Source organism: Pigmentiphaga aceris, assembly GCF_008119665.1.
Classification (GTDB): Bacteria; Pseudomonadota; Gammaproteobacteria; order Burkholderiales; family Burkholderiaceae_B; genus Pigmentiphaga; species Pigmentiphaga aceris.
This window is the reverse complement of record NZ_CP043046.1, coordinates 1,280,726-1,307,390: the sequence shown is the minus strand read 5'-3', so window position 1 is coordinate 1,307,390 and position 26,665 is coordinate 1,280,726. Positions and strand designations below refer to the sequence as shown.

Annotated in this window: 24 protein-coding genes; 10 read left to right on the top strand and 14 right to left on the bottom strand. The window is 60.5% G+C overall.

Features of this window, described 5'->3' with window-relative positions; all coding sequences use genetic code 11:
* Positions 1–53: 53 nt before the first annotated feature.
* A complete protein-coding gene (gene gltX / locus FXN63_RS05455) occupies positions 54–1,472 on the bottom strand; it encodes a glutamate--tRNA ligase (protein WP_148813506.1) in 1,419 nt (472 codons plus the stop codon).
* Positions 1,473–1,930: 458 nt separating this feature from the next.
* On the opposite strand from gltX, the gene FXN63_RS05450 reads away from it, so the two are divergent.
* The 3 genes from FXN63_RS05450 to FXN63_RS05440 all read left to right on the top strand — a co-directional run bounded on the left by FXN63_RS05450 (position 1,931) and on the right by FXN63_RS05440 (position 6,402).
* Positions 1,931–4,681: a bifunctional acetate--CoA ligase family protein/GNAT family N-acetyltransferase gene (locus FXN63_RS05450; RefSeq protein WP_148813505.1), complete on the top strand. Its 2,751-nt coding sequence runs from the start codon at positions 1,931–1,933 to the stop codon at positions 4,679–4,681.
* A gap of 181 nt (positions 4,682–4,862) precedes the next feature.
* Positions 4,863–5,426, top strand: coding sequence for an isochorismatase family protein (locus FXN63_RS05445; protein WP_148813504.1), 564 nt, complete (start codon positions 4,863–4,865; stop codon positions 5,424–5,426).
* Positions 5,427–5,445: 19 nt separating this feature from the next.
* On the top strand, positions 5,446–6,402 hold the full coding sequence (locus FXN63_RS05440) for a GlxA family transcriptional regulator (protein WP_148813503.1): 957 nt from the start codon (positions 5,446–5,448) through the stop codon (positions 6,400–6,402).
* 52 nt (positions 6,403–6,454) lie between these two features.
* Here the strand turns inward: FXN63_RS05440 and FXN63_RS05435 are convergent, their stop codons facing one another.
* Positions 6,455–6,787 carry a protein tyrosine phosphatase family protein gene (locus tag FXN63_RS05435; RefSeq protein WP_148813502.1) on the bottom strand — a complete coding sequence of 111 codons (333 nt, stop codon included), beginning with the start codon at positions 6,785–6,787 and terminating at the stop codon, positions 6,455–6,457.
* Between the two features lie 195 nt (positions 6,788–6,982).
* On the opposite strand from FXN63_RS05435, the gene FXN63_RS05430 reads away from it, so the two are divergent.
* Entirely contained in the window at positions 6,983–7,357 is a 375-nt protein-coding gene (locus FXN63_RS05430) for an SPFH domain-containing protein (RefSeq protein WP_148813501.1), read from the top strand.
* A gap of 31 nt (positions 7,358–7,388) precedes the next feature.
* On the top strand, positions 7,389–7,664 hold the full coding sequence (locus FXN63_RS05425) for a hypothetical protein (RefSeq protein WP_148813500.1): 276 nt from the start codon (positions 7,389–7,391) through the stop codon (positions 7,662–7,664).
* Between the two features lie 177 nt (positions 7,665–7,841).
* Here FXN63_RS05425 and FXN63_RS05420 read toward each other — a convergent pair whose 3' ends face one another.
* The 8 genes from FXN63_RS05420 to FXN63_RS05385 all read right to left on the bottom strand — a co-directional run bounded on the left by FXN63_RS05420 (position 7,842) and on the right by FXN63_RS05385 (position 15,093).
* Positions 7,842–8,399, bottom strand: coding sequence for a type 1 glutamine amidotransferase domain-containing protein (locus tag FXN63_RS05420; RefSeq protein WP_148813499.1), 558 nt, complete (start codon positions 8,397–8,399; stop codon positions 7,842–7,844).
* Between the two features lie 47 nt (positions 8,400–8,446).
* On the bottom strand, positions 8,447–8,698 hold the full coding sequence (locus tag FXN63_RS05415) for a hypothetical protein (protein ID WP_148813498.1): 252 nt from the start codon (positions 8,696–8,698) through the stop codon (positions 8,447–8,449).
* Between the two features lie 215 nt (positions 8,699–8,913).
* Positions 8,914–10,860 (bottom strand): hybrid sensor histidine kinase/response regulator, encoded by a 1,947-nt coding sequence (locus FXN63_RS05410; RefSeq protein WP_148813497.1) that lies wholly within the window; start codon positions 10,858–10,860, stop codon positions 8,914–8,916.
* Positions 10,861–11,108: 248 nt separating this feature from the next.
* On the bottom strand, positions 11,109–11,699 hold the full coding sequence (locus tag FXN63_RS05405) for a glycine zipper 2TM domain-containing protein (RefSeq protein WP_148813496.1): 591 nt from the start codon (positions 11,697–11,699) through the stop codon (positions 11,109–11,111).
* Positions 11,700–11,773: 74 nt separating this feature from the next.
* Positions 11,774–12,814 carry a DNA topoisomerase IB gene (locus FXN63_RS05400; RefSeq protein WP_148813495.1) on the bottom strand — a complete coding sequence of 347 codons (1,041 nt, stop codon included), beginning with the start codon at positions 12,812–12,814 and terminating at the stop codon, positions 11,774–11,776.
* A gap of 4 nt (positions 12,815–12,818) precedes the next feature.
* Positions 12,819–14,210, bottom strand: a complete 1,392-nt coding sequence (locus tag FXN63_RS05395) for a sigma-54-dependent transcriptional regulator (protein ID WP_148813494.1) — start codon at positions 14,208–14,210, stop codon at positions 12,819–12,821.
* A gap of 188 nt (positions 14,211–14,398) precedes the next feature.
* Complete coding sequence (locus FXN63_RS05390) at positions 14,399–14,671, bottom strand: hypothetical protein (RefSeq protein WP_148813493.1); 273 nt, start codon at positions 14,669–14,671, stop codon at positions 14,399–14,401.
* Between the two features lie 104 nt (positions 14,672–14,775).
* Positions 14,776–15,093 (bottom strand): ElaB/YgaM/YqjD family protein, encoded by a 318-nt coding sequence (locus FXN63_RS05385; protein WP_148813492.1) that lies wholly within the window; start codon positions 15,091–15,093, stop codon positions 14,776–14,778.
* Positions 15,094–15,361: 268 nt separating this feature from the next.
* On the opposite strand from FXN63_RS05385, the gene FXN63_RS05380 reads away from it, so the two are divergent.
* Positions 15,362–16,402 carry a sigma-54 interaction domain-containing protein gene (locus FXN63_RS05380; protein ID WP_148813491.1) on the top strand — a complete coding sequence of 347 codons (1,041 nt, stop codon included), beginning with the start codon at positions 15,362–15,364 and terminating at the stop codon, positions 16,400–16,402.
* Positions 16,403–16,556: 154 nt separating this feature from the next.
* Here the strand turns inward: FXN63_RS05380 and FXN63_RS05375 are convergent, their stop codons facing one another.
* The gene (locus FXN63_RS05375; RefSeq protein ID WP_148813490.1) at positions 16,557–18,014 is read right to left on the bottom strand and encodes a phospholipase D-like domain-containing protein; all 1,458 of its coding nucleotides are present in this window, start codon (positions 18,012–18,014) and stop codon (positions 16,557–16,559) included.
* Positions 18,015–18,338: 324 nt separating this feature from the next.
* Between FXN63_RS05375 and FXN63_RS05370 the strand changes: the two genes are divergently transcribed.
* Genes FXN63_RS05370 through FXN63_RS05360 form a run of 3 tightly spaced genes read left to right on the top strand, consistent with a single transcriptional unit; the run spans position 18,339 to position 21,831 of the window.
* A complete protein-coding gene (locus FXN63_RS05370) occupies positions 18,339–19,814 on the top strand; it encodes an RNA polymerase factor sigma-54 (protein ID WP_148813489.1) in 1,476 nt (491 codons plus the stop codon).
* An 18-nt stretch (positions 19,815–19,832) separates the two neighbouring features.
* Positions 19,833–21,056, top strand: coding sequence for a glycosyltransferase (locus FXN63_RS05365; protein ID WP_148813488.1), 1,224 nt, complete (start codon positions 19,833–19,835; stop codon positions 21,054–21,056).
* Positions 20,977–21,831 carry a DUF2334 domain-containing protein gene (locus FXN63_RS05360; RefSeq protein WP_148813487.1) on the top strand — a complete coding sequence of 285 codons (855 nt, stop codon included), beginning with the start codon at positions 20,977–20,979 and terminating at the stop codon, positions 21,829–21,831. Before FXN63_RS05365 ends, FXN63_RS05360 begins: the two co-directional genes overlap by 80 nt.
* Here the strand turns inward: FXN63_RS05360 and FXN63_RS05355 are convergent.
* Together FXN63_RS05355 and FXN63_RS05350 are read right to left on the bottom strand one after the other, a co-directional pair.
* Entirely contained in the window at positions 21,759–22,295 is a 537-nt protein-coding gene (locus FXN63_RS05355; protein ID WP_148813486.1) for a phosphatase PAP2 family protein, read from the bottom strand. The two genes, FXN63_RS05360 and FXN63_RS05355, sit on opposite strands and share 73 nt — an antisense overlap.
* Positions 22,273–23,415 (bottom strand): glycosyltransferase family 4 protein, encoded by a 1,143-nt coding sequence (locus FXN63_RS05350; RefSeq protein WP_148813485.1) that lies wholly within the window; start codon positions 23,413–23,415, stop codon positions 22,273–22,275. Before FXN63_RS05350 ends, FXN63_RS05355 begins: the two co-directional genes overlap by 23 nt.
* 223 nt (positions 23,416–23,638) lie before the next feature.
* Between FXN63_RS05350 and FXN63_RS05345 the strand changes: the two genes are divergently transcribed.
* Positions 23,639–25,627 carry an AsmA family protein gene (locus FXN63_RS05345; protein ID WP_148813484.1) on the top strand — a complete coding sequence of 663 codons (1,989 nt, stop codon included), beginning with the start codon at positions 23,639–23,641 and terminating at the stop codon, positions 25,625–25,627.
* Here the strand turns inward: FXN63_RS05345 and FXN63_RS05340 are convergent.
* Positions 25,624–26,610, bottom strand: coding sequence for a YihY/virulence factor BrkB family protein (locus FXN63_RS05340; RefSeq protein ID WP_148813483.1), 987 nt, complete (start codon positions 26,608–26,610; stop codon positions 25,624–25,626). The two genes, FXN63_RS05345 and FXN63_RS05340, sit on opposite strands and share 4 nt — an antisense overlap.
* Between the last annotated feature and the right edge of the window lie 55 nt (positions 26,611–26,665).

Genomic DNA, 26,665 nt, shown 5'->3' with positions numbered 1-26,665 from the left:
CTTTTCCCGCTGCGTTTGTTTCGGCAGCGGAGAAACGAGATTATGCACAGTTTTCAGATCGCGTGCAAGCGGGCCAAAACAACTTCCTTGCCGAGCAGGGCCAGCACCGCATCCACCGCAGGCGTTTGCGGGCGGCCTGTCACGGCAACACGCAGCGGAATACCCAATTGCGGCATCTTCGCACCATGCGCGGCCAGCACGCTTTTCATCACGGCAGCCAGGGCGGGTTTGGTCCACTCACCTTCAGCAGCCTGCGCAGCAAAGTCACGCAGCATCGCGCGGGCACCGTCAGTCAGATGCTGTGCAGCCAGGTCAGCCGGGATCTGCGACGCATCGAATGCAACGCAGAACAGCATGGCGTCGTCAGCCAACTGCTCCAGGGTTTCGGCGCGTTCTTTCAGCAGATCCATCACTGCAGGCAGGTTGGCCAATTCAGGATTGCCGCCACGCGCCACGATGCGCGAAGAGACACGTGCAGCCAGATCCTCGCCAGACGACTGCTTTATATATTGTGCGTTGACCCAGTTCAGCTTCTTCGGGTCCCACTGCGCGGCCGAGCGCGAAAGGTGGCTGGGGTCGAACCATTCCACGAACTGCGCGCGGCTGAACAATTCGTCGTCACCGTGGCTCCAGCCCAGGCGGGCCAGGTAGTTGATCATTGCCTCGGGCAGATAACCCTGCTCGTCGTACTGCATGACGCTGACGGCACCGTGGCGCTTGGACAACTTGTCGCCATCGGGGCCGAGAATCATCGGCAGGTGACCGTACTCGGGCACAGTGGCACCCAGGGCACGCAAGATGTTGATCTGACGCGGCGTGTTGTTCACGTGGTCGTCGCCACGGATCACATGGGTGATGCGCATGTCCCAGTCATCGACCACCACGCAGAAGTTATAGGTGGGCACGCCACCCGTACGCGCGATCACCAGATCATCCAGTTCGGCGTTGCCGATGCTGATCGGGCCTTTGACCAGGTCGTTCCACGTGGTGTCGCCATCCAGCGGGTTGCGGAAACGCACCACCGGTTCGCGGTCGGCAGGCACCGGCGGCAAGGTCTTGCCGGGTTCCGGACGCCAGGTGCCGTCGTAGCGGGGCTTGCGGCCTTCTGCACGAGCCAGTTCGCGCATGGCTTCGACTTCTGCCGGAGTGCTGTAGCAGTAATAGGCAGTACCGGCTTCAAGCATCTGCGCAATGACTTCGCGATGACGCGCATGACGTGCCATCTGGAAGACAGGCGTTTCATCGGGCATCAGATCCAGCCAGCGCATGCCCGCGAAGATGGCGTCCACGGCCTCGGGCGTCGAACGCTCCACATCGGTGTCTTCAATGCGCAGCACGAAGCTGCCACCGAAATGGCGCGCAAATGCCCACGAGAACAAGGCGGTGCGAGCGCCACCGAGATGCAGGAAACCGGTCGGCGACGGAGCAAAACGCGTACGCACGGCGGGATTCGGTTGAATGGCTTGGGTCATGATGGCAGTGAAGGCAGCGCCTCAGAGGAGACGCGCATGGAAGCGGGGAAGCCGCCATTGTACGAAAGCACTGGCCGATCCTGCGCATAGAGGTGAAATGGGGGTGCCGGGTAAAGCAGGGTGCCGGTCAGGCCGAGTAACGGGTCAGGCAGAAAGTCAGGCCACTCAAGGAATCAGGCCACCCCAGTAATCCGGTCAAAAGAATCTGCGCACCGAATCGTCAGCGCCACTGTGTGGACATAGGTGGAGCAACATCAAGCATTGACTGTTTGCCTTGGCGTAAGCTTTGGCATTGCTTGCGTACCCGTGTTTTCTGCTGCTTGCTTTCCACCCTCTTCCCGCAGTCTTCCCGCCCCCAGCGGACACCGCCACCCCGCCTCTGGTCGAGTAAGCCAGACGCAAGCGCGCTTTGGCGCTACCCTTGACCACGCCCTTCAACTCTTCCGGTGCCGTCCTTCATGCGCCACGCCCTATCGCCGCTGTTCGATCCCCGCTCGCTGCTTGTCGTCAGCGACCGTGCTCTGCCCGTTACAGACAGCCTGCCAGCGGCATTGCGCGATGCGACTACCGAGCTTCGTGTCGCTGCTGGCGGCACGTTCACACCGCCCGAGCAACTGGCCGGTGTCAAAGCAGGGGAACGCCCGGATCTGGCGCTGGTATTCGTTGAGCAAGGCGACACCGAACGTGTGCTGACCACGCTGGGCAGCTTGCGCCCGCGCGCCACGATTGTGTTGTCACCGCTGCCCTCCCCGTCGCTGACCGAATGGTGCAGGCACTGGGCGCGCGAACATGACACCACCTTCCTGGGCCCGCATTCCTATGGCTTGCAACGCCCCTATGCCGGCCTGAACGCCAGCCTGCATCCGCAACTGGCGCGTGCCGGTCGGGTTGCATTGGTGTCGCAATCGCGCACGCTGATGGCCAGCGTGATGGATTGGGCCGATGACAACCGGACGGCGTTTTCCACGGTGATCTCTTTGGGCAGCGAGGCCACCCTGGACGTCGCCACCGTGCTGGACTTCCTGGTGTCGGACCCGCGCACCGACAGCATCGCGCTCTATCTGGAAGACGTGCGCAACGCCCGTGCGTTGATGAGCGTGCTGCGCGCTGCCGCCAGTGTGAAGCCGGTGGTGATATTGAAGGCAGGTCGTGCCAGCGAGCGACGCAGCAGCGTCGATCCGATGGGTGCTCGTCCGCCGATTGCCCCCATTGCCATGGGTGGCGTATCGGCCGATGCCGTGTTCGATACCGCCTTGCGCCGTGCAGGCGCGGTACGTGTGCGCTTTTTCGTGCAGCTGTTTTCGGCGGTCAAGGCGCTCAGTTTTCCCAAGCGGCCGAATGGTCGGCGGCTGGTGCTGTTTGCCAACGGCAGCGGCCCGGCACAGTTGGCGCTTGACCTGATGACCCAGGGTGCCGCGGTAACCCGCGCCCAGCCCACGGAAAATACGCGCATCTTGCTGCGTGAAATTCTTGGCCCGCTTGCCTGGACCGACAATCCAGTCGTGACCTTCGCACCGCTCACGGCCGATCAGACCACCCGAGCCGTCGAGGCACTGATCGATGACCCGGAAGTCGATGGCGTCCTTAGCCTGATTGCGCCCGACCCATCGGCAGAAATGTCTGAAATTGCCCGCGCGCTGGCCCGCATCGCCCCGCGTGCGCGCAAGCCGGTCCTGACCTGCTTCATGGGCGATGCCACCACGCGTGCCCTGCGTCGCATTCTGGACGAGGTGGGCACGCCGTCGTTCCGCACGCCCGAATCGGCGCTCGATGCGTTTGCCAGCTTAGCCGCGTATCACTACAACCAGCAGTTGCTGCAACAACTGCCCCCGCCCGAATCGATCGACGACGCCCCTGATATAGAAGGGGCGCGCTTGATGATCGAATCCGCCCGCGCAGATGGCCGGACCACCTTGACCGAACCGGAAGGCAAAGCCTTGCTGGCCGCGTTCCGCATTCCTGTGGTGCAGGCGATTCTGGCGCGTACCACCTCGGAAGCGGTAATTGCCGCGCAGCAGATCGGCTTTCCGATCGCCATCAAGATTGCCTCGCCCGATATCGAGCGCAAGTCGTCGGTGCGCGGTGTTCACCTGGACATCCGCAATACCAATGAGTTGGTCACGGCATTCCAGCGCATGTTGGTGACCGCCAGCGCAGCTGCACCGTCGGCGCGCATGCTGGGCATTACGGTGCAAGGCATGGCCGGTGCGCCAGGGGCTGTCAAGGTATCGGCAGGCATCGTGCGCGACCCCTTGTTCGGCCCGGTGATTCGTTTCGGCAGCGGTGGCAGTCAGGCCGAAGTCGGCATGGAGCGTGGTCTGGAACTACCGCCCTTGAACGGGTTCCTGGCCCATCGGCTGATCGAACGGGCACGCGCGTGGCGGCAGTCCGAAATGCCCATGGTTACCCCTGCGGCACTGGCCCAGTTGGAAGACTTGCTGCTGCGAGTATCGGAAATTGCCTGCGCATTGCCGGACATCCAGTCACTGTCGATCGATCCCATCATGCTGACGGAAGACGGCGTGATTGCTGCCGACTGTCGCATCACGGTGTGCCCAGAACCCTCGACCACAGATCGGGGTCAGGACTTCGCGCACATGGCGATTCACCCCTACCCGGCGCGGCTGGTCAGCCATGCCGTGTTTCCTGATGGCCAGCCTTACACCATCCGCCCGATCCGGCCCGAAGACGCGCAACCCTTGCAGGACTTCACGCGTCAGTTGTCTGCCCACACGCGTTACATGCGCTTCATTTCGGCGATGCGCGAGCTGTCGCCCCGCATGCTGACGCGTTATACGCAGATCGATTACGACCGCGAACTTGCGCTGGTGGCCACAGTGCGCCAACCCGACCCTGCGCACCCTGAACAACTGCGCGAGATCATCATTGGCGTTGCGCGTTATCTGCGCAACCCGGATGGCGAAAGTGCAGAGTACGCGTTGGTGCTGGGCGATGACTGGCAGGGCCGTGGTCTGGGTGTACAGCTGATGCGCACCATCATTTCGGCCGCCAGACACCAGGGGCTGCGACGCATCGAAGGATTTGTGCTGGCCAGCAATTCGCCCATGCACAAGCTGATGAAGCGACTGGGATTCCGCAATGACCCGGATACCGATGATCCAGCGATGCGTCTGGTCTGGCTGGATCTGCGTCCCGAGTTGTCTGGTCAGGAAGGCGACAATGCCCCGGGGGATACGGCCTCAAGTTGAGCGTCATGCATCAGTGTCCGTACCTGCTTGATGATGTGCGCATTGATGTCAGCAAGGGATGTCAGCAAAGGATCAGCAATGGATGTCCGAATCGGTCCGCTCGCCGTCGTGTCCAGGCCTCGTGCATGCAGGCAGTCCGTCGCACAATGAGTGCCCGTACTGCTTCTTCCAGGATCACACCATGTCGCTCGCCCTGCTTGTCATCGACGTCCAGAACTCCTTCAAACAACGTCCGTTTTGGGACGACGCTGGCGTGCCGGAATTCCTTGCACGTATCCAGAAGCTTGCCGACCAGGCCCATGCGCAGCAGATTCCCGTGCTGCAGGTGTTCCACGTCAGCGAGGCCCAGGGCCCGGAGGGCGCATTCTCACGCCAATCCGGCCAGGTAAGCACCCTGCCCGGCCTGGATGTACAGCCCACCGGTGTTTTTTATAAGACCGTGCATTCGGCCTTGTTCGCCAAGGCAGACGACGGTGGCGACCTGGAAGCCTGGCTGCGCAGCCATGGCGTGACGGAACTGTTGATCACCGGTATTCGCACCGAGCAATGCTGCGAAACCACCACCCGCCATGCCTCGGACGTAGGCTTCAAAGTGCGCTTTGTCAGCGACGCTACCCTGACCTTCCCGATGCAACACGCAAACGGTAAAACTTACAGTGCGGAAGATATCGTGGCACGGACTGAACTGGTGCTGGCAGGCCGCTTTGCGCAGATCGTTGCCACAGTAGATGCGCTGGCTGCCTGATAGCCTGACCTGATCCGCCATGAAACCGGTCCTGTTCATCGTCCTGCCAGAACTCGTGCTGCTCGATGTCGCCGGCCCTGCCGAAGCGTTTCGCATTGCCGCCACGCGCCAGCCCGATAGCTACACGCTTAGCTACCACGGCCCGCAACCAACGGTGCGCAGTGCCAGTGGCCTGACGATTGCAGACCTTCAGCCTTTGCCGGATCAGGTGCCTGACAATGCCATTGTGGTGATCGCCGGTATCAGCGGGGCAGCCATGACACTGGCATCAGCACCAGCGAAAGCCGTGGTCGATTGGTTGGCCCGGCTGTATCGCCCGGATGGCTTTCAGCTGATGGGCGTGTGCGCGGGCAGCCTGTTTGCCGCAGCAGCCGGATTGCTGCAAGGGCGGCAATGCACCACCCACCACAGCTACCTGGATGAACTGCGCACGCTGGCACCCGAGGCTCGGGTGCACGACAACCGCATCTTTGTGGAAGACGGCAACATCTTCACCAGCGCAGGCATCACGGCGGGCATCGATCTGAGCCTGCACCTGATTGCCCAACAATGCGATCCGCGATTGGCCTGCGAGGTGGCGCGTGACATGGTGGTTTACCTGCGCCGCGCGGGTCAGGACCCGGCGATGTCGCCGTGGCTGACGCACCGCAACCATCTGCACCCCTTGGTACATCGGGTGCAAGACGCCATCACCCGCGATCCGGCGGCCGACTGGACGGCAAACAAACTGGCAGCCCTGGCGCACACCAGTGCGCGGCACCTGGGCAGATTGTTTGCCGAACAGGCCGAGTGCAGTCCGCTTGAATACCTGCACCGTGTGCGTCTGGCCCTGGCCAGGCAGATGCTGCGAGACACTGCCCATAGCGTCGAACGCATTGCAGAGCAGACCGGCTTTGGTTCAGCCAGGCAGTTGCGACGTGTCTGGCGTCGTTACGAAAGCGCATCGCCTGCTGCGCACCGCCACCCATTGCAATGACGGGGATGGCGGAATCTATGCAGGGATATCCGCCCGTTGAAGATACTGATGCTCAGCGCGTAGCCAGCTGATAAAGCCGAGTCGAACGTGCGCCGCTGCGGCAGAACGCCAGCGCGGGTTGCGGCAGCGTTTCCAGCAAAGACGCGAAGGTATCGACATCGCTTTGCTGAATGTTGGCACCATTGACCGGCTGATACACGTACTCAAGCCCTGCTGCGCGTGCCGCCGCTTCCATGTCGGCGGACAGCGGCTGGTCGGGACCACCTTCTCCGTCGGGGCGGTTATTGATCACGCTTCGAAAGCCTGCAGCAGCAAGGCCCGCCATGTCCGCCGGCCCAAGCTGGGGGGCAATGGCAAACGTGGAACTGAGGGGAGTGAAGCTCATGACATGTCCTTGTGGTGGGCGTAGCGTTGCTACATGCCGGAATGGGCGTAGCTTGCGATGCTACTCCAATCAGGCTTGCGATCTGCGGCAGCCGTCCACGTGGGCACATGCATTGCTAATAAGACGTCACGCCGGGCTACCCCATGCGCGCCACCGCGCAGTACGCCCGAATACCCGTCAATCAGGAGCACCCACATGAACCTCAAATCCGGCCTCGCTATCGCCGTTCTCGGCCTGTCCATCACCGGTGGCGCATTCGCCGCTACCGCTGCTGAAAACGCCATGAAGGCACAAGAAGAACGTATTGAGGGCGAATACAAGGCACAACGCGTCGAATGCGATCGCCTGTCGGGTAACCAGAAGGATGTGTGCCAGACTCAAGCCAAGGCCAACCGCGACAAGGCACTTGCCGACAACAAGGCCGCTGGCAAGACCGCCGAAGCGCAGGCTGACGCAGCCAAGACCAAGCGCGAAGCGGATTACCGCGTCGCGCGTGAAAAGTGCGATCCTTTGTCGGGTGCAGCCAAAGACCAGTGCGTAGACCGCGCCAAGGCTGACTACGGCAAATAATCATTCAAGTTCGTGACAAGGGAGATCCAACATGGCGAACAGCACGCTGCTGGACCACGACGACATGATTCCGGACGAACCGCCCGGGCATGACATGGGTGCACTGGGCCCGGGTGATAGCTCGGACTCGGGCAGCGACATCATCGGAACCTCCCTGGCCGACTCGGATACGGATCGACAAGGTACCGGCGAACGCATCAGCGTAGAACCTGATGAAATGGAACCTGATGGTTCCGATATCGCACCAGACCACATTGCCGATGCGCAAGAGATTGGCGTCACGGGAAAACCTGGTTCAGCTGATTGATTGATCTTCACTTCCCGGCACAGCCGGGTAGTGAGTGACCAATAAAAAAGGAGCCATCTGAAAAGATGACTCCTTTTTCTACGTCTGCATCAACCCTGGCTTTTGCAAGCGGTGGTCTGCTACGACTGACCGACGAGAAGCGATACCGACCCGCCCGGGCGGTATCCCTCGTTCCAATTACGACAGGTAGGCTGGCTGACGTTCCAGCACGTCAATGAAATTGCGCACAAATGCAGGAATGTCATCCGGCTTGCGGCTGCTGATCAGCAAGCCGTCCACATGCACTTCTTCGTTGACCCAGTGCCCGCCTGCATTGACGATGTCATCTTCAAGACTGGGCCAACTGGTCAAGGTTCTGCCCTTGACCAGGCCTGCTGACACCAGCAGCCAGGCACCGTGACAGATCACCGCCACCGGTTTGTTTTGCGCCACGATGTCCTGCACGAACTTCTGCGCATTGACCTGGTTGCGGATTTCGTCGGCGTTGAACACACCGCCGGGCAGCAACACCGCATCGAAGTCATCGGCTCGCGCCTGATCAAAGGGCAAGTCGACATCGAAACGTTCGCCCTTCACATCATGGTTCATTCCGACTACCTGCTCGGCATGCAGCGAGATGATGACCGTCGTTGCACCGGCAGCTTCCAGTTCCCGCTTGGGCTGGGTCAGTTCGACTTGTTCGAAGTGATCCATCACCAAAATGGCAATTCGTCGTCCGTTGAGCGAAGCACTCACAGAGATCTCCTCAGTGACGGCGGGCGTATGACCCGCAACAATCTTGCTCAGTTGTAGTCCTGGCGCAGCGGTGCGGCAACCGATGCCACGATCTCGCCTTCGCTGCGCAGTGCAGCCACCAGGTCAGCGTGCTGCATGGCAGCTTCGCGAGCTTCCCAAGCCAGCTGACGGCGCTCTTGCTCGATCGCGTTCAGTTCAACCTCGGTGCGCCAGACTTGGTAACGCAGATAACGCTTGCGGCACAGGCTGAACAACTTGCGAACGGGGTTGACGGTGTGGCTGGTCATGACTGCGGACATGATGTGCTCCTGAACGTGGGCGGGTAATGATTGGATGCAAGACATAAAGCAAACACCATGCCAGTTTCTTTTTTATCAACAACCCATTGATTTTAAAGGACTTTTATAAACAATCCCCATAAAACAAAACGCCGCTCTTTCCCGGCCAAGGGAAAAAACGGCGTAGACATGTAAGATTTTTCACTCTGGAGCAGAAACATCTGCCAAAGGGCGTCTCAGCCCTCTACCGCAAACAGCGTATCGGCACCGTGGCGCGCAAGCATGTCAATAATGGCAATCAGCTCGCCCGCGTCAGCAGGTTTGGCCAGATGAACCTGGAAACCACTCGACAAGACCCTGATCTTGTCTTCACGCTGTGTAAACGCCGTCAGCGCAATGGCGGGCAAGCGCGACAGTCCCGGATGTTCCTTTTCGTGCGCACGAATCTGCTGCAACGTCAGATATCCGTCCTGAAGCGGCATGGCAATGTCGCAAACCAGTACGTTTGGACGCGCAGCGGTGTCAATGTCGCGCAGGTAGGCCACTGCGGTCACCCCAGAATCCAGCGCAACGACCGTGGCCCCGGCCTGTTCAAGCAGCACCTGCAAAGCGTCGCGTGCCTCTGCCTGGTCATCGACCAGCAGCACCGATACGCCCTCAAGCGACACCATGGCTTGCTCGCCGTCGGAACGAATGCTTTCGCCGAAGGAGCCTTCAACCTGCTTTTTCCATTCCAGCGGCAGGTAGACAGAGAAGGTTGCTCCCTTGTCTTCGCCCGCGCTGAAGGCAACAACACGACCGCCATGCATCTCGGTCAGACGGCGTACCAGCATCAATCCCAGGCCAATGCCGCCTGCGCGGCGCGTACGGGAACCATCGGCCTGGCGGAACGGCACAAACAGGTAAGGCAGGAATTCGGGGGCAATACCGCGGCCGGTGTCTCGGACGGTGATGATCGCGTCTCCGCCCTCGTTGCTCAGCGTTACGTGAACGCTTGCGTGCTCGGTACTGAACTTGACGGCGTTGGACAGCAGATTCCAGACGACTTGTTCAAGGCGCTCGGCGTCTCCGATCACATGACCATCGTTCTGGCCTGCGTCGAGCTCGATCGTCACGTGACGCGCCTCGGCTGCCGCCGCCACACGTGATACCGCCGATTGCAAGACCGGTTGCAGCCGGATCGGTTGCTTCACCAATTGCATCTTGCCGGCGGTCAGCTGGGTGGCGTCGAGCAAATCTTCGATCAGACGTACCTGTTGTTGCACCCCGGTCTTGATACCGGCCAGTGCACGCCGAACAGGGGGAGATTCGGCATCCAGATAACTTTCCAGCACATGGGTCCAGCTTTGGATGCCATTGAGCGGAGAGCGCAATTCATGCGATACGACGGCAAGAAACTGGTCGCGCGCCCTGGCGGCTGCCTCAGCCTGCATGCGCGCCACCTTTTCACGCACCAGCAGCGCGTCGCGTTCAAGCTCTGCCTCGACACGTTGCGTGACGTCGTAAGTAATCGCCAGCACGGAGCTGAGTACGTCTCCATCAAACTGGGGGATCAGGCGGGAGGAATAGTGGCGCAGCTTGCCGCCTTGCGACATTTGCAAGTTCAGGCGATGCTCGGTACGGCTTTCAATTGCCTCACGCAGCCCTGCTTCGAAACTTGCAGCCACATCGGCGGGAAAACCGGCTTCAGCAGTGGTGCGTCCGATCACCTGATCTGCCTGCACCCCGAACGCAAGTTCAACCGCGTGGTTCACATACAGAAAACGTGAAGAGAGGTCCAGACGCGCAATGATGTCCGGCGAGTTCTCGACCAACGCAGCAATGTCTCGCTGCTGTTGCACCATCAGTTGCTCGGTATGGCGCTGCGCGCCAACGTCTGAAATGACTGCGGTAAGCCCGGTCACCGCGCCACTGGCGTCGCGCTCGGGTACATAGTTGCCCCGAACCCGATGCACGACGCCGGTACTGTCCGGCAGGTCGAGTTCGAACTCGCCCTGCTCGCCGGCCAAGCCACGTTCAATGAATGGCAACAGCAGGGCGTAGGCAGACGCCCCCACCGCAGTCTCAACACTCAGCGCCCCATCGGCCGGCAGGCCAAGCCTGCGCCGGATTTCGTAGCGCTCGTCAAACTGGACAATGGTGTGCCGCGTGTCGATCCGCGCTACATAATAGGCGGGACGCATGCCGGTATCGTCGTCGCGGGGGAACACACTGGTCACGATGCTGCTACTCCGAGCCGTACTCCACGCCGGGCCGCACCGCCATTATTTGTACGATGCTGACGCCTGCGTCATGTTCTATAAGAAAGCAGCGCGGTCCTGTCAGACAACCACCTGCCGAACCGCCTATTGGACACGTTGAAACGGTCCTTCTGCAAGTACCCGGATGCAACCACAAGCACAGTTATTCCGGTCGTATTCGCATAACCGGTTCAGGAAACCGCTCCTGCGTGATCGGGCCTGACTTTATCGCTGAGCACAGGCGGCTTGACCGGATCGAAATCCGTCCAGCTGCCGTCTCTCCAGCGACCTTCAGCCTTCTCCACGTCCTCGCCGCCCAGGGCACGCAAGGTACGAGCAACTTCGGCTTCAGTATCGGGTTTGACGTGCACGGCAAGCAGTACACCAGCATGACGCACGGCAACCGGGCGACCCGGTTCCCGACGCTTGGCCTGGCTCTTCAGCTTGACGAACGCGCCACCCAGGGAGCCCAGGTAAGCACCCACCCCGGCACCGATCAGGACGGCCACAATGGGCAGCCCGGTCGTCAGACCGATTGCACCGCCAATGACTGCACCGATTGCGCCGGTGACCGTGGCCCCGCCGAAAGCCCCCACATGCGCGCGACGCGCACCGGGGTCAGCAGCCTGATCGCCGCCAAGGGGATAGGTAGCATGCTGCCCACGAGGACTGACAAAGAAGATGGTGCAGTCATCTTCGTCAAAGCCTTTGCGGAACAACTCACGAGAAGCGTTTTCTGCCGCCTCGAAGGTTTCGAAGCGCGCGGCGACTATCAATGACATGCGAGTCTCCTCAGCAATGCTCGGGACTCACGTTTCAGCAGGAAGCGTACCTTGCGGTAAGCGTCTTGACGCCATCAAGCGCTGGCGTCAGCTACCGTCGTCAGAAAAGCCAGAAAACGCCGTTCGTCTGCCCGCAGTCCACGAGGGTCGCGCGGGGTACGACGATCTGGCAGCGCTTGCTCCAGGTAGTGCGCAAAGATTGCGGGATGGATATAGCACTTGCGACAGACCGCAGGGGTATTGCCAAGCCTGGACGCGACCTCGCGTGTGACTTCCACCAAGGTGCGCTTGGCGCTGGTTTCGTCGGCCCATACGCTTTCCTGCAAGGTATCGAAGGCCATGACCGACCCTGCCCAGGTCCGATAGTCCTTGGCCGTGACATCTGCGCCGGCGGCGCTGCGAAGATAGTCGTTCACTTCGCCGGAGTCGATGGCGTGCGGTTCGCTGTCAGGCCCATCGACACAGGAAAACAGTGCCTGGCCGGGAATCTCCATGCAACGACGAATGATGGTAGCCAGCCGACGGTCGGCAATCTTGACGTCGTGCTCGACCCCGCTTTTGCCACGAAAACGAAAACGCACCGTCTGTCCGAAAACCTTGGCATGACGGTTTCGCAAGGTGGTCAGCCCGAAAGAGCGGTTGGCCAGCGCGTACTTTTTGCTGCCGATTCGAATCAACGTGGATTCGAGCAGGCTCACGATGGCCGCAATGACTTTTTCTCTGGGCAGCCCAGGAAGGGCAAGGTCTTTTGCCACCTGCCGACGGATGCGCGGCAGTACGTCGGCAAACGCGATCAGCGAACCGTACTTGTCCGCATCACGGGTGGCGTGCCAGTCGGGGTGGTAGCGATACTGCTTGCGTCCACGGGCATCACGGCCGGTGGCCTGAATATGCCCGCGTGCATCGCTGGAAATCCACACCTCGGTATAGGCAGGCGGAATGACCAGCGCATTGATACGATCGATTTCTGCCTGATCGCGTATCCGCTTGCCCTTTGCGTCGAAATACGCAAAGTGGCCACGCAGAATCTTTCGGGTGATGCCCGGACCGCTGTCATCGACCCAACGAAGTCCTGGGACAGGACAGACAATCGGGTCGTCTACGACAGCTGCCATGACGTCATTTCACCGGCAGGTCGTCCCCAGCCAACGCAGCCTCGGGGCTGCGTCCCGCTGCGGCGTACTCTTCCAGCCGGTTGTACAACGTCTTCAGGCTGATGCCCAAGACCTCGGCCGCACGCTTTTTCACACCGCCACATTGCTCCAGCGTGGCAAAGATCAGGTGACGATCGGCATCGGCCAGCGAGGTGCCCACGGAAATCGTGATGACCGATTCACTGACCGGCGCATTGGGAGACATCTGCAAGGGCACGACCGATGCTGAGATCACGTCATCGCTGGCCATGATGTAGGCACGCTGCACGTAGTTCTTCAGCTCTCGCACGTTGCCGGGCCAGCGATGTGCACTCAGGCTGCCCAAGACTTCCGGTGCAAACGTCTTCTTGCCGTGATGCGAGGTGTTCAATTGCTCCAGGAAATCCTGGGCAATCAATTCGACGTCCTTGCCACGCTCGCGCAGCGGCGGCAGGTCGAGCGGGAAGACATTCAGGCGGTGATACAAGTCGGCACGCAGCTTGCCATCGGCCACCGCTTCCATCGGATTGCGGTTGGTCGCCGCAATCACCCGCACGTCGGTTTCGATTTCGCGATTGGTACCCACACGCATGAACAAGCCCGATTCCAGAACGCGCAGCAGCTTTACCTGCAGCTCGATCGGCATCTCGGTGATTTCGTCCAGGAACAGGGTGCCGCCGTGGGCGCGCTCGAAGTAGCCCTTGTGCTGGCGGTCTGCGCCCGTGAAGCTGCCCCGCTCGTGACCGAACATTTCGCTTTCGATCAGGTTGGGCGAAATCGCGCCGCAGTTCACAGGCAGGAAGGGCTGCTTGCGCCGCAAGCTCAGTTCGTGAATGGTCTGCGCCGCCAGTTCCTTGCCGGTGCCGCTTTCGCCGATCAGCAATACGGTGGCTTCCGTAGGCGCAACCTTGCCAATCTGGTCATACAACTGCTGCATGGCCGCAGAGTTGCCCAGCATGCGGCCGAATCGGCCGAAGCGACGCAGTTCGTCACGCAGCGAACCAATCTCAGCCTTCAGATCACCTGCGCGCGGAATCCGGTCCAGAATTGCCTTCAGACGCTGGATATTGATCGGCTTGACCAGGTAGTCCGCCGCACCCAGCCGCAATGCAGCCACGGCGCTTTCCACACTGGCGTGGCCAGTGATCAGAATGACCTCGACGGCCAGCTTGGGGTCCAGGTCCTGGAACAAATCCATGCCGCTGCCATCGGGCAGCTTCAAATCGGTCAATACCGCGTCGGGGGCCTGGCGAACGATCTGGATCCGCGCTTCGCGCAGATCGCCTGCTACCGCCGTCGTAAACCCTTCCGCCGCAACGATTTCCGCGAGGGCCGCGCGCGTGTTGGGTTCATCGTCGACGATCAATACATGAGGCATTCAGTTATCACCAGACAAAAACAGTCATTTGGTCATCGGCAAGCATTGGGCAGGACAGGCTGAAACCAATATCCACAATCGCCAACACCGCAAGGAATGCGCAATCTGCCTCGATTCCCTATTTTACGCATGAACACCATCAAGCCATGCCCGGGCGATTCGATGTCGCACCGGGCAGCGCTTCATACTCAGCTACGGGGGAAGGGCCAGGGTTCTTCTTGGTTGGCAGGCGCGGCTTCACTCGCACTGGTTGATGCGAGAGCAGGCTTGCCCGCACGACCAGAGCCTTGATTGCCGGTTTCGACTGCAACGTCCGGCACGTTGCCACCCTCACCTTCCCAACGAGTCACTTCCGCTTCGTGGGCAGGCCGGCGGGCACGTTCGGCCTTACACAACCACATGACAGCCCCAGCAACGGCCGCTGCGACCAAGGCGATAGACGCCACGCTAGAACGACTCATGATTTACCTCTTTACGTAATGAACGGGATTGGCGATCGACAGATCGACACGGAGCCGGAGCCTGTCATTGCGGCATGACAGCCCTGCGGCCCCGTGACGCACGATCAGCGGCGGTGGGCGATGAAGCCGACCAGCGCGCCGACGGCGACAGCGATACCCACAGCCTGCCACGGGTTGGCACGCACATAGGTTTCGGTGTTGGCCGACGCTTCCTTGTAGCGATCGATTGCACGGCCTTCCAGATCATGGATGGCACCCTTGGCGGTTTCGATGCGGCTGACCACATTGGCACGTGCGGTTTCGTAACCTTCGCCCGTGTAGGCGGCGGTGGACTTCAGAAGCGCTTCTGCGTCATTGACCAAGTCGCGAAAATTCTGCGCTACGCGGTCTCGGCTGGATACGTCCGTAAGATTCGTCGACATAGTTTCTCCTCGGTGGCCTGACGGCCGATCGGTTGGTGGAAATCACCCCGTAGACCAAACACGACGACCATGAGAGATCGTGGAGCGGCACTGCGGACCTGTGAGGCCTTTGCAGTTTTCATGCCAGAGGCTTTTTGGCGCGTGCTCAAGCAACATAACGCATTTTTTGCGGTAAGAATTACAAGGCGAGAACCCGCAGCACGCATGTTCTACACGGCAATTTTCCGTCACGACAATCAGGTCGGAAAACAGGTAGGATAAAAACTACATGAGCAATTCCGCCCTCTCCCCCGCCAAAGAAAAGCCTGCTGCGACCCGTCGCAACAGCGCGCCCACCCCCACGCAACCATTCGGGTTGCTGTATGGGGAATCGCCCATCATGCGAGATTTGTGTGATCAGGTAGGCAGGGTCGCCAAGACCATGGCCACCGTCCTTATCGTGGGCGAAAGCGGCACGGGCAAGGAATTGGTCGCGCGTACCGTACACGACATGAGTGCGCGCAAGGATCAACCCTTTGTGCCGGTCAACTGCGGTGCGATTCCCGCAGCGCTGATCGAGGCCGAACTCTTCGGTCACGAGAAGGGAAGCTTCACGGGCGCGGTGCAGCAGCATCTGGGATATTTCGAGCATGCCTCTGGCGGCACGATCTTCCTGGATGAAATCACCGAGATGGCCCCTGAGATGCAGATCAAGCTGCTGCGGGTGCTGGAGACGGGAAGTTTTCACCGGGTGGGCGGTGTGGACCCTATCCACGTCGATGTGCGAGTCGTAGCGGCAACCAACCGCGACCCGCATCTGGCGGTGAAGGACGGCACGTTCCGCGAAGACTTGTTGTATCGCCTGGCGGTGTTTCCGCTGCGTGTGCCGCCGCTACGCGAGCGCGACAACGATGTCGAGTTGCTGGCGCGGCATTTTCTTGCGCAATTCAACCATGCGCAGAAAACCGATCGCACCTTCTCGCGCGGCACCCTGGAGACGCTTCGCCAATACGGTTGGCCCGGCAATGTGCGAGAACTGAAGAATTCGGTACACCGCGCGTTCATTCTTGCCGAAGAAGGCGTGGTCGATGTCGCCAATCCCAACATGGCCTCGCGGGTGCAGAAGCCGCAGTTGAACGATGGCCAGTTAAGCTTGTGGGTTGGAACGCCCTTGGCCGAAGCACAGCGCGAGATCATCCTGGCCACGCTTGCGCATTTTGATGGCGACAAGCGACGTACCGCTGATGCGCTGGGCGTCAGCCTGAAGACCTTGTACAACCGTCTTGAAGCCTATCAAAAGGGCGAGACAGCGAGCGACGACGTCGCTTGAGCGGTTTGCGATGCCAACTGGTACGCACCGGGCTGGTATCTCATCAAGGCAATGCCGCTGCGTGAGGCTCACACAGCGGCATCGATCGTAAATCCCCACTGACAAGCACCGATGGCAAGCACTTGGACAAAGCTGCCTGCTCACCAGCGCCTGCTTACAACCAGCGCTCGGCAAAACGCGAGAAGAATTCCTTCATTCGATCGGAAATAGGTCGATCCGACCATTCCTCTTCGGTAATGGCGACCGAGCGCGTCAAGTCTTCCTGGAAAAGTCGTTCCATGCGTGAACCGAACTCCGGCCCCAGCACCACGGCATTTATCTCGTGGTTGATGGCGAAGCTGCGCCAGTCCATGTTGCTTGATCCGACCGTTGCCCACACGTCGTCAACCACTGCCGTCTTGGCGTGCAGCAACACATCACGACGTTCGTAGATCTTCACACCGGCCTCGATCAGTTCACGGTAGTGCGAGCGCCCGGCGTGGAAAACCATCGACGAATCTGCGAAGCCGGGAAGGATCAGCACCACATCCACCCCGCGCTTCGCCGCCTGTCGCAAGGCTTCCAGGAACGCGGGATCGGGCACGAAGTACGCCATGGTGATGTGCACGCTTTTCTGCGCGCTTGAGATCGCCGACATCAAGGTCAGATAGATCGAGTGCCCTTCGTTTTCGCCGGGCTGATTGGCCAGGATACGAACCACTTGCTGACCCATTGGCCCGATCTTCGGGTAGAAGTCTCGCTGTACCAAGGGCTCGCCGCGTTGCTCCTGCCACGTGGATAGAAACACCCGTTCGATATCGGCCACGACGGGCCCGTCGATCTGAATATGCGTGTCGCGCCAAGGTGCCGTCTTGGCATCTTTTGGCTCGCCGCTTCCGCTGCCTACGTTGATGCCCTTCCCGCCGGAGCCACCAGACCCACCGGACCCACCGGAACCGACGCCACCCGAGCCACCCGAAGCCGGCGCGGAATACACCCCACTGATGTTGATGCCGCCGACAAACCCAGTCTTGCCATCCACCACCAGAATCTTCCGATGATTACGCTCGTTAAGCGACCAGGGGGTACGGGCTTCCAAGGGATTGACGGGGTTGAACACCAATAGCTGAATGCCCGCCGCGCGAATGCGGTCGAACATGGTTTTTGGTGTGGACAAGGTGCCAATGCCATCCACGATGATGGCAACGGCAACGCCCTCGGCCTGCTTCTTCTCCAGCAAGGACACAAACCGGTTGCCGGTTTCATCATCCTCGAAGATATAGCTCTGCATGTGGATGAATTGCTTGGCCGACCGAATGGATGCTTCCATCGCCTTGTAGGTAGACGGCCCATCGGTGAACAAGCTGATGCGATTGCCAGACACCAGCGGACCGCCCGCTACCGCCTCTTCGACTTCCAGATGCTGCGACAGAAAGTCCTGCGGATCGCCCCGGCGCTCGATGCGAGACAGGATCCTCTTGCTCTGCTCGTAGGTCAGCCAACCGGATGCCGTCGATATCTTGACCTGCTCTCGTCGCTCGGCAAGATCGGAAACATCCGGGACGGATGCACACTGGGTCAGCAGCATCCCGCTGAGGATCACGGCGCTCAAGCGAGCCAGAAGACGAAACATAGCAACGATCCCGATTAAGCCGCCATCGCACGCCGCGAAAACGGGGCACAGGCAGCAGTCTGCTCCCAAGCAATCAACATGCCGAACGCAAGCGCAGGCAATTGCACATAGGATGGTCTGCTATCAAGACAACACCAGGATGCAGGATCGGTTTTTGCGTAGAGATTGCACGCACCGGTAATTTGCGACCAGACGAGCCCGGATTGTAAGGACCCACACCTGCCTGAAACGTAGCTGCAACGCGGTTTGAAGATAATGGCATGGACTTTGCATCATGAACATACATCGCGTTTAGCTTCATGATTTCAGCAAGGGAGAACAGACTTGGTCCAGGCTACCTACGACCTGCGTGCGGTTCAACAGACTGCGCTCACGCCGCGCTTGCAACAGTCCGTCAAGTTGCTCCAGATGTCGTCGATTGAGTTTGCTCAGGAGCTCCATCAGGCCCTGGCCACCAATCCGTTCCTGGAAGAAGATACGGACCCGTCCGATCCCGAGCTGGACGAGACGGGCCAGCCTGTTGAGCCCGATTCACCATTTTCCGATGATGACCTGCCTTTGCCGGACGCGCCTCCCGCCAGTGCAAGTGACGTGGATAGCGAAGTCACCAGCAGCCCGCAAGACGATCCCCTGCCTGATTATTCCGGTGACTATCCGGTTTCTGGCTCCGGTAATAATCGTGATGAAGACGAGGGCGAGTACGGCGACTATGCGCAATCGACGCCTGAGTTGCACGAACACCTTCACGCCGAGCTGTCGAACTATCGACTGAGTGACCGTGACCGCGTGCTGGGCGCACTGATCATCGAAGCACTGGACGACGATGGTTATCTGCGCCAGGAGTTCGATGAACTGGCAGGTCTGACGGACTTCGATCCGCCGGCCAGCGACACCGAATGGTCCACCGCCTTGAAGCTTGTGCAGCAACTGGACATCCCCGGCATTGCCGCTCGCGATCTGCGCGAATGCCTGTTGTTGCAGCTGGGTGCCATGGGTAATTCGCCGACGGTACTCAATGCCAAGACCATCGTGGACAAGCACCTGGATCGTCTTGCCAAGCGCGACATGAACGAGCTGCAGCGTTTGCTGGACTGCGACGAAGAAGCCGTCCGCGACGCCTGCCAGATGATTCGTCACCTTGATCCCAAACCGGGCCTGCGTTTCTCACGCCCGGACTCGTCCTACATCGTGCCAGACGTCATCGTGCGCAAGGTCAAGGACCAGTGGGTCGTGCAAACCAATCCGGCCGTGATGCCGAAGGCGCGTCTGAATCGCACCTACGCAGACCTGTTCCGCCGCGCTCGTTGCAGCGACCGTGCCCCGATGGCACAGGAGCTTCAGGAAGCACGCTGGCTGATCCGCAATGCCGAGCAACGTTTCACCACCATTCAGCGTGTGGCAGAAGCCATCGTGGCCTACCAGAAGACCTTCCTGGAGTACGGCGAGGTCGCGCTCAGGCCGCTGGTACTGCGTGAAGTGGCCGAGCAGCTTGGTCTGCATGAGTCCACCATTTCGCGTGCGACGGGCAACAAGTACATGGCCACGCCGCGCGGCATCTTTGAATTCAAACACTTCTTCTCGCGCGAACTGGCGACTGAAACCGGTGGTTCGTGCTCGGCAGCAGCGGTGCGCGCACTGCTGAAGGAAATGATCTCGGCCGAAAGCCAGACTGCGCCGCTGTCGGATGTGTCGCTGACCAAGATGCTGGCCGATCAGGGCGTGATTGTGGCGCGCCGAACGGTTGCGAAGTATCGTGGTTTGATGAAAGTGCCGCCCGCCGAACTTCGTCGCGGTTTCTGAGCTTTCGTTCGAGTCTAGATGCACGCACGCACTACCCTGACCCGACCTGTGAATCTCGTCGACTTTCCGGCTCCCGACAGGGGGCCGGGCGCATTTCATGTTGTCGACGCAACCATGTTCTGGTCGCCCCGTGGTGGTGGCGTGAAAAGTTATCTGCGCGCAAAGAACGGTTTTTTGCAGCGCGAAGAATCGATCCGGCATACGGTAGTTGTCCCCGGCGCAATTGCTGCGGCTTCCCCCCAGGTGCCTGGACTGCCGCTCCCCTTTTCATCGGGCTATCGCTTCCCGCTTGCGCGCAATGCGTCAGCCCGGGTGTTGCGCGCGCTGAAGCCCGATGTGATTGAAGTCGGTGACCCTTACCAGATGGCGTGGTCCGCGCTCGATGCCGGCCAAGCCAGTGGGGTGCCCGTATGCGCGTTCTTCCATTCCAATATTCTTGAAATGGCGCAACGCCTGGCAGGCAAACATGCGCGCCAGGCCGCGGCCATCTATGTGCGCAAGCTGTATCCCCACTTTGATCGCGTATTTGCGCCCAGTGCCCATCTGGTCAGCCAACTGCACGACCTGGGCGTATCGCGTGCGGTGTTGCAGCCGCTGGGCGTAGACACGACGGTGTTCCACCCGCAACCGGCCGACGGCAGTTGGCGCGCACGTCACAACATTCCACCCGATGCGGTGGTCTTGCTATATGTCGGTCGTTTCGCGCCAGAAAAGAATCTGCCCCTGCTGGCTGATGCCGTGGAACGGCTTGGCGCGCCCTACTTGCTGGTGGCAATTGGCGATGGCCCCGTGACACCGCGCGGCTCACGGGTGCGCGTGTTGCCCTACGAAGCAGGACGTGAGGCCTTGGCGCGTGCGTATGCCGATGCGGATGCGTTCGTCCACGCGGGTGACCAGGAAACCTTTGGCCTGGCTGTGCTGGAAGCACTGGCCTGTGGTTTGCCGGTAGTGGGTGCGAAGCGCGCGGGTGTGGGTGATCTGGTGGTCGATGCCGTGGGAATCACGGTGCCGCCCGGGTCGGCCGAAGCCTTTGCGCGCGCCATTGTCAGTCTGCGCCAACGCAATCCCGACGCGCTGGCCAAAGCGGCGCGCGCACATGCGTTGAGCTACGACTGGCGCAATGTCTTTCCCCCTTTGATTCAACATTACCGGCAACTTGCTCATGGCCCCGAACGCATCTTCGACATCGCCCCAGATCGTTTCGACGCTGCCGGCGCGCAGCCTGTGCATCGCCATTCATGACGTCTCACCGGCCACTTGGGCGCAGTCCGAGTACCTGTTGAATGCGCTGCGCGAAGTCGCCCCCTTCCCTGCAACCTTGTTGGTGGTGCCGAAATACCACCGGGGCACGGCTGCGATGGACGACCCGGCATTCTGCGCACGCATGAGCGATTGTCTGGCACAAGGTGATGAACTGGCCTTGCATGGGTACTTGCACCTGGACGATCAACCGATCAATGGAACGATCGACCGTATTCGCCGCCACGTGTACACCGCCGGTGAAGGTGAGTTTTCGTCTTTGTCAGAGGCCTTGGCGACGCATCGACTGAATCTGGGCAGGCAGTGGTTCGAGCGCCAGGGATGGCCGCTGCACGGCTTTGTTGCGCCGGCATGGCTGATGAGCCCGGGCGTATGGCAAGCTTTGAAGGCCTTGCCATTTCGCTACACGACTACCTTGCGACGTATCTACGCCCTGCCCTCATGCGAATCGATGTCGGCACCCAGCCTGGTTTACAGCGTAAGAGGCGCGTGGCGCAGAGCCGTGTCAAAACAGTGGGTTGGCGCGTTGGCCAAAGCACAGCGCAACGCACCGTTCCTGCGTTTCGGCCTGCACCCGGCAGATGCGGCATACCCCGCAGTGGTTCGTCACTGGCAACAGCTGTTCGAGCAGGCCTTGGTGGATCGTGTTCCGGTGACCAAGGCAATGGTCGCCGAAAACATGCATCAGATGATGAACACCGACGCCAGACCCACCATTGCACCGCATACGGCACCGGCCAATACGTCGCTGGGGTAATGCAGGCCCAGCACCACGCGCGACAGTGCAACCAGCATGGTGAACGGAATGGCCACCACGGCGATCATCGGAAAGTGATAGCTCAGGACCAGTGAGAACCCGACGGCATGAAAGGTGTGGCCGGACGGGAAGCTGAACTGGTCCAGCACGCGGCCGCACAGCTGCACATTCGGGCAAGACTCATAAGGACGGAGGCGGCAGGTGGTGAGCTTCAACACCTTGTAGATCGTCAATGAGATCAGCCCGGCGATCAGCATGTGACGCGCGCATCGCCACCCAGCCTGCCCGGCAATCAGCGGCAGCATGGCGATCATCACATACCAGATCACCCCATCGGATAGCCGACTGACGACGCGACACAGATAAAGCAGTGCGCGATACGAGGAAGCCCGATTGAGCGCCTGTGCAAGACGGCGATCATGATCGAGCCAGCGTTGGGGGTCAGGCCAAGAGCGCACGTCCATCGATGGTCTCCATCTTTGCCAGAATTTCCAGCGAACGTGCAAAGTCAGTCAGGATTCGATCCCAATCAACCGCGCAGGCGTCGATCCGGGCTGCCTGCGCAAGACGCTCACGCAATGCAGGTTTAGCAGCGAGCCGCACCGCAGCGGCAACAAATGCCGTGTTGTCACCGGGTGCGGGTGCAAAGCCATTCATACCATCGTGAATGTGTTGTGCGGCGGCACCGTTCTGGAATGCAACCACCGCCAGGCCGCTTGCCATTGCTTCCAAGGTCACATTGCCAAAGGTCTCTGTGAGGCTGGGAAACAAGAAGATGTCGGCTGATGCGTAATGCGCCGACAGGTCGTCGCCACGTTGCACGCCGGCCAGAATCGCTTCCGGGCAACGCTGGCGGACGGTCTCGCGCAACGGACCGTCTCCCACCACCACCAGGCGCGTAGCCGGGTTGGCACGGCGCATGGCGTTGTAAGCGTCGAGGGCCAGCGGCAGGTTTTTCTCCGCAGCAAGCCGACCGACATACAGCGCAACCGGGCCTTCAGCCCCCCACTGCGCGCGCAAGGCGTCACGACGATGTGCAGGATCGAAACGCTGGCTATCCACCCCACGACCGCTGACCTTCAAATGCCGATATCCCAACGCATGCAATTCGCTGCGCAAAGCCTCGGTGGGCACGAAGGTGCGGCCACAACGATTGTGGAATCGACGCAGATAACCGGTGACTATGCCGGTCAGGAAACGACCCGCGTAGAACTGGGTGTAGCTGTCGAACCGGGTACGGAAATCGGAAGAGACTGGAATACCAAGACGCACGGCTGTGCGCACGGCCGACCAGCCCAGCGGGCCCTCGGTAGCCACGTGCACCAGATCAGGCGGATCTTGCGACCAGGCTTGCGCAAGCGTGCCGCCCATGGGCAGGCCAAAGCGCAAACCGTTGTATCGGGGAATCGGGATACCGTGGGCCAGCATGGTCTCGGGCGGTGTGCCGACTTCAGCCTGTTGGCGCGGTCGAACCAAGGTGACCCGGTTGCCGCGGCTTCGCAGGAAGTCGACCGTGCGGGACGCGGTCAAGGCCACACCATTGACTTCCGGGGGCCAGGTTTCCGTGACGTAGACGATATGCATTGCAAGCTTCCCGCTAGGGCTCCATGTGCTGCGCTGAACAGCACACCATGTAAAGCGTACACACCGAAAAAGGTGAATCGCGAACCCAGTCGACCGTATGCAACGTACATACGGCCCGGTGGTGGATTCCCTCAGCAAACTTCAGGCCTGAGCCAATTGCAGGCACGAAACCTGCGTGAGCCGCCTCGCCGCGGTTGATCCGCCCCTAGCATCGCATCCGATCATGTCAATAAAAAAACCATGGGCCATCGGTCTGCTGTCCTTCCTTACGCTGATTCTGCTGATCCTCGCGTTCATGTGGTTTTCAGACTGGGCGTTCCTGCGCGGACCGCTGGAGCGATACCTGGGTGAAAAGCTGGGCAGGCCGGTGAGCATGAGCGACTTCCGAATGAAACTGCGGCCGGTAACGCAGATCAGGGTTGCCAACCTGAAGATCGGGGGCGACAAGAACGGTGGACCGGATCTAGTGTCGCTGGAGAAGCTGGAAGGTGGTGTGCGGCTGATGTCTGTCATCAATCAGCCGGTCATCATCGAGGTGCTGCGCCTGGAAGGCGGAGAAGCACACCTTGCACGGGATGCAGAGGGCAAAGGCAACTGGAGCCTGGCGCAATCAGAACCGAGTGGTGAGAAGCGACCGGTGCCGCAAGTACGTCAGTTGGCCTTGGACCGCGCCACCGTGCATTACGACGATCGCAAGCTCGACTTGAAGGTCAACATCACCGGCAATACCATCAAGCGGGAAGACCCGACATCTGCATCCGGTCGTTATGGTGTGCACTTCGCGTTCGATGGTGATTACAAGAAAGGCAAATTCAATGGCGAAGCGCGTACAGCGGGTCTGATGGATCTGGTGCAGAACACCAACCAGACCGTACCGATGCAGATCTCGGTGAACTCCGGCACGACCAAGCTGTTCTTCGAAGGGTCGATGGGCGACGTCGTCAAACTCGACAAGATCGACGCGGCGCTGAAAGTGTCGGGCGCAACGCTCGCGAATCTCTACCCTTTCCTTCCTCTGCCCCTACCGGCATCACCGCCCTACGCCCTGAACGCGCAACTGCAACGCGATGGGAAGAACTGGCGTCTGCTTGGTATCAACGGCACGATTGGCCGTTCTGACATGGCAGGTGACGCAAGCTATACGCTTCAGGAACCACGTCCCATGCTGGATGTGAAGCTCAAGAGCCGCGAATTGCACTTTGCCGATCTGGGCCCCTTGGTTGGTCTGGAAGTACGCCAGCAGTTGGACAAACAAGGTCAGCGTGTGAACACACGTGCCGATGCGCAGAAGGCGCGTGCAGCAACCGGGCGGGCTGGCAAGGTGCTGCCCGACAGCGACTTCAGTCTGGAAAAGCTCAATGCCATGGATGCCGACGTGCAACTGGACGCGGGCAAGATCGACATGGACAGGCCGTTTGCCTTTGAAAGTCTATCGGTGACACTGAAATTGCGCGAAGGTGTGATGGATCTGGCCCCTGTGCGATTCGGGTTCGCAGGCGGCACGCTGGACGGCACGATTCGCCTGGATGCGACCAAGAATCCGATTGCTGCGCGGGCCAACATCGCAGTGCAGAAAGCACGCATCGCACGCCTGTTCCCGACCAACAAATTGCTGTCGCAAAGCAGTGGCTTGGTCGGGGTGAACGCCAAGCTTGAAGGGCGCGGTAACTCTGTGGCGGCCTTGCTGGCCAGCGCCAATGGCAATCTGGGACTGGCATCTACCGGTGGGGAAATCTCCAACCTGCTGGTCGAACTGGTCGGTCTGGATGCCGGCCAAGCCCTGGGTTACTGGCTGGGCCGCGACAAGCCGACGCCATTGCGCTGCGCGGTCACGACCTTCCGCATGGAACGCGGGGTGGCGGTCAGTGAGCTGCTGGTGCTGGATACCGTCGATACGATGATCGACGGCGAAGGTGTGGCGAACTTCCGTGACGAAACCTTGGACTTCACCTTCCGTCCGCATCCGAAGGACAAGAGCATTCTGGCTGCCCGTTCACCGCTGCACATTCGCGGCAGTTTCGGCAAACCCAGCCCGAGTGTCGATGCCAAGGCGTTGGCTGCACGCGGTGGCGCGGCAGCGCTGCTTGGCCTGGTCGTGACCCCCTTGGCTGCCTTGATTCCACTGATCGAGCCGGGCACTGGTACCGATGCAGATTGCCAGGGCCTGCTGAAGACCGTGGAACCCGCACGCAAGAACGCCAACGGCCGTTAAGACTTGGTTCGCTGCGGCGGCTGCCCATCCGCCGCCTCTTCCTCGCTACGCCGCGGCAGTTCGTTGGGCGTATGTGTTTTAGGCGCGGCCGCCGGTGGCAGACCTGCTGCCTCCCGACGCAGGGCTTCTCGGCGACGCGCCCAGATGGCAGTGAGTTCGGCACCGAACAAGAAAACTGCGGCTGAGTAGAACAGCCACATCAGCACCACGGCCAGTGCACCCGCTGCACCGAAAGTATTGGCGGTGCCTGCGGTAGACAGGTACAGGCCGAACAGGCGCTTGCCACCCGCAAACAGAATGGCGGCGGTGATGGCACCCAGTGCAATGTCGCGCCAGCGTACGCGTGCCGAAGGCAGCACCTTCAGCAAAACGGCAAATGCGCTTCCCAACAATGCAAGCGATACCAGCCGACGTGACCAGTCGAGCAGGATTGCCGTCGTGCTGCCGCTGCTCAGCAGGTACTCGCCGATGAACGCCAAGGCAGCATCGACCACCAACAGCGCGATCAACAGGAAAGCCACGCCAACCACCAATGCGAAAGAAATCAGGCGGACACGGACCAAGCCCTTCCAGACCGGCTGATCGGGAGGGCCTTGATAACGCCAGATGGTATTGAGTGCCGAGTTCAGTTCTGCAAAGGTAGCGGTCGCGCCAATCGCAGTGACAAGGATCGAGACGATCGGAATCAGCGCCGTGCCTCGCGCGGTCCACGCATTGGCCACCATCGCCTGAATGGCAGCGGCCCCTTCTGCACCCACAATGCCTTGAATCTGCGCGAACAGTTGCCCGCGCACGGCATCTTCACCGAAGAACGCCCCAGCAACTGCGATCACGATGATCAGCGTGGGAGCCAATGAAAACGCCGTGTAGAAAGCAACCGACGCCGCCATGGTCGGGCATCGATCGTCAATCCAGCCATACGCTGCATCACGCACGGCAACGCAGAAAGCGCGTGCTTCGGACAGCAGTTTTCGCGCATTCATGATCGGGCAGCTCCAGAAGAAAGAAGTCGCGATTCCGCGCTGATCAGGGTGCCAC

Coding starts and splice junctions, on each gene's coding strand:
- FXN63_RS05355 (WP_148813486.1), bottom strand. CDS start 22,295: ATGGACGTGCGCTCTTGGCCTGACCCCCAACGCTGGCTCGATCATGAT.
- FXN63_RS05390 (WP_148813493.1), bottom strand. CDS start 14,671: ATGAGTCGTTCTAGCGTGGCGTCTATCGCCTTGGTCGCAGCGGCCGTT.
- FXN63_RS05345 (WP_148813484.1), top strand. CDS start 23,639: ATGTCAATAAAAAAACCATGGGCCATCGGTCTGCTGTCCTTCCTTACG.
- FXN63_RS05405 (WP_148813496.1), bottom strand. CDS start 11,699: ATGTCATTGATAGTCGCCGCGCGCTTCGAAACCTTCGAGGCGGCAGAA.
- FXN63_RS05380 (WP_148813491.1), top strand. CDS start 15,362: ATGAGCAATTCCGCCCTCTCCCCCGCCAAAGAAAAGCCTGCTGCGACC.
- FXN63_RS05350 (WP_148813485.1), bottom strand. CDS start 23,415: ATGCATATCGTCTACGTCACGGAAACCTGGCCCCCGGAAGTCAATGGT.
- FXN63_RS05410 (WP_148813497.1), bottom strand. CDS start 10,860: ATGCGTCCCGCCTATTATGTAGCGCGGATCGACACGCGGCACACCATT.
- FXN63_RS05400 (WP_148813495.1), bottom strand. CDS start 12,814: ATGGCAGCTGTCGTAGACGACCCGATTGTCTGTCCTGTCCCAGGACTT.
- FXN63_RS05445 (WP_148813504.1), top strand. CDS start 4,863: ATGTCGCTCGCCCTGCTTGTCATCGACGTCCAGAACTCCTTCAAACAA.
- FXN63_RS05375 (WP_148813490.1), bottom strand. CDS start 18,014: ATGTTTCGTCTTCTGGCTCGCTTGAGCGCCGTGATCCTCAGCGGGATG.
- FXN63_RS05430 (WP_148813501.1), top strand. CDS start 6,983: ATGAACCTCAAATCCGGCCTCGCTATCGCCGTTCTCGGCCTGTCCATC.
- FXN63_RS05435 (WP_148813502.1), bottom strand. CDS start 6,787: ATGAGCTTCACTCCCCTCAGTTCCACGTTTGCCATTGCCCCCCAGCTT.
- FXN63_RS05415 (WP_148813498.1), bottom strand. CDS start 8,698: ATGTCCGCAGTCATGACCAGCCACACCGTCAACCCCGTTCGCAAGTTG.
- gltX (WP_148813506.1), bottom strand. CDS start 1,472: ATGACCCAAGCCATTCAACCGAATCCCGCCGTGCGTACGCGTTTTGCT.
- FXN63_RS05385 (WP_148813492.1), bottom strand. CDS start 15,093: ATGTCGACGAATCTTACGGACGTATCCAGCCGAGACCGCGTAGCGCAG.
- FXN63_RS05440 (WP_148813503.1), top strand. CDS start 5,446: ATGAAACCGGTCCTGTTCATCGTCCTGCCAGAACTCGTGCTGCTCGAT.
- FXN63_RS05360 (WP_148813487.1), top strand. CDS start 20,977: ATGGCCCCGAACGCATCTTCGACATCGCCCCAGATCGTTTCGACGCTG.
- FXN63_RS05425 (WP_148813500.1), top strand. CDS start 7,389: ATGGCGAACAGCACGCTGCTGGACCACGACGACATGATTCCGGACGAA.
- FXN63_RS05395 (WP_148813494.1), bottom strand. CDS start 14,210: ATGCCTCATGTATTGATCGTCGACGATGAACCCAACACGCGCGCGGCC.
- FXN63_RS05450 (WP_148813505.1), top strand. CDS start 1,931: ATGCGCCACGCCCTATCGCCGCTGTTCGATCCCCGCTCGCTGCTTGTC.
- FXN63_RS05340 (WP_148813483.1), bottom strand. CDS start 26,610: ATGAATGCGCGAAAACTGCTGTCCGAAGCACGCGCTTTCTGCGTTGCC.
- FXN63_RS05365 (WP_148813488.1), top strand. CDS start 19,833: ATGCACGCACGCACTACCCTGACCCGACCTGTGAATCTCGTCGACTTT.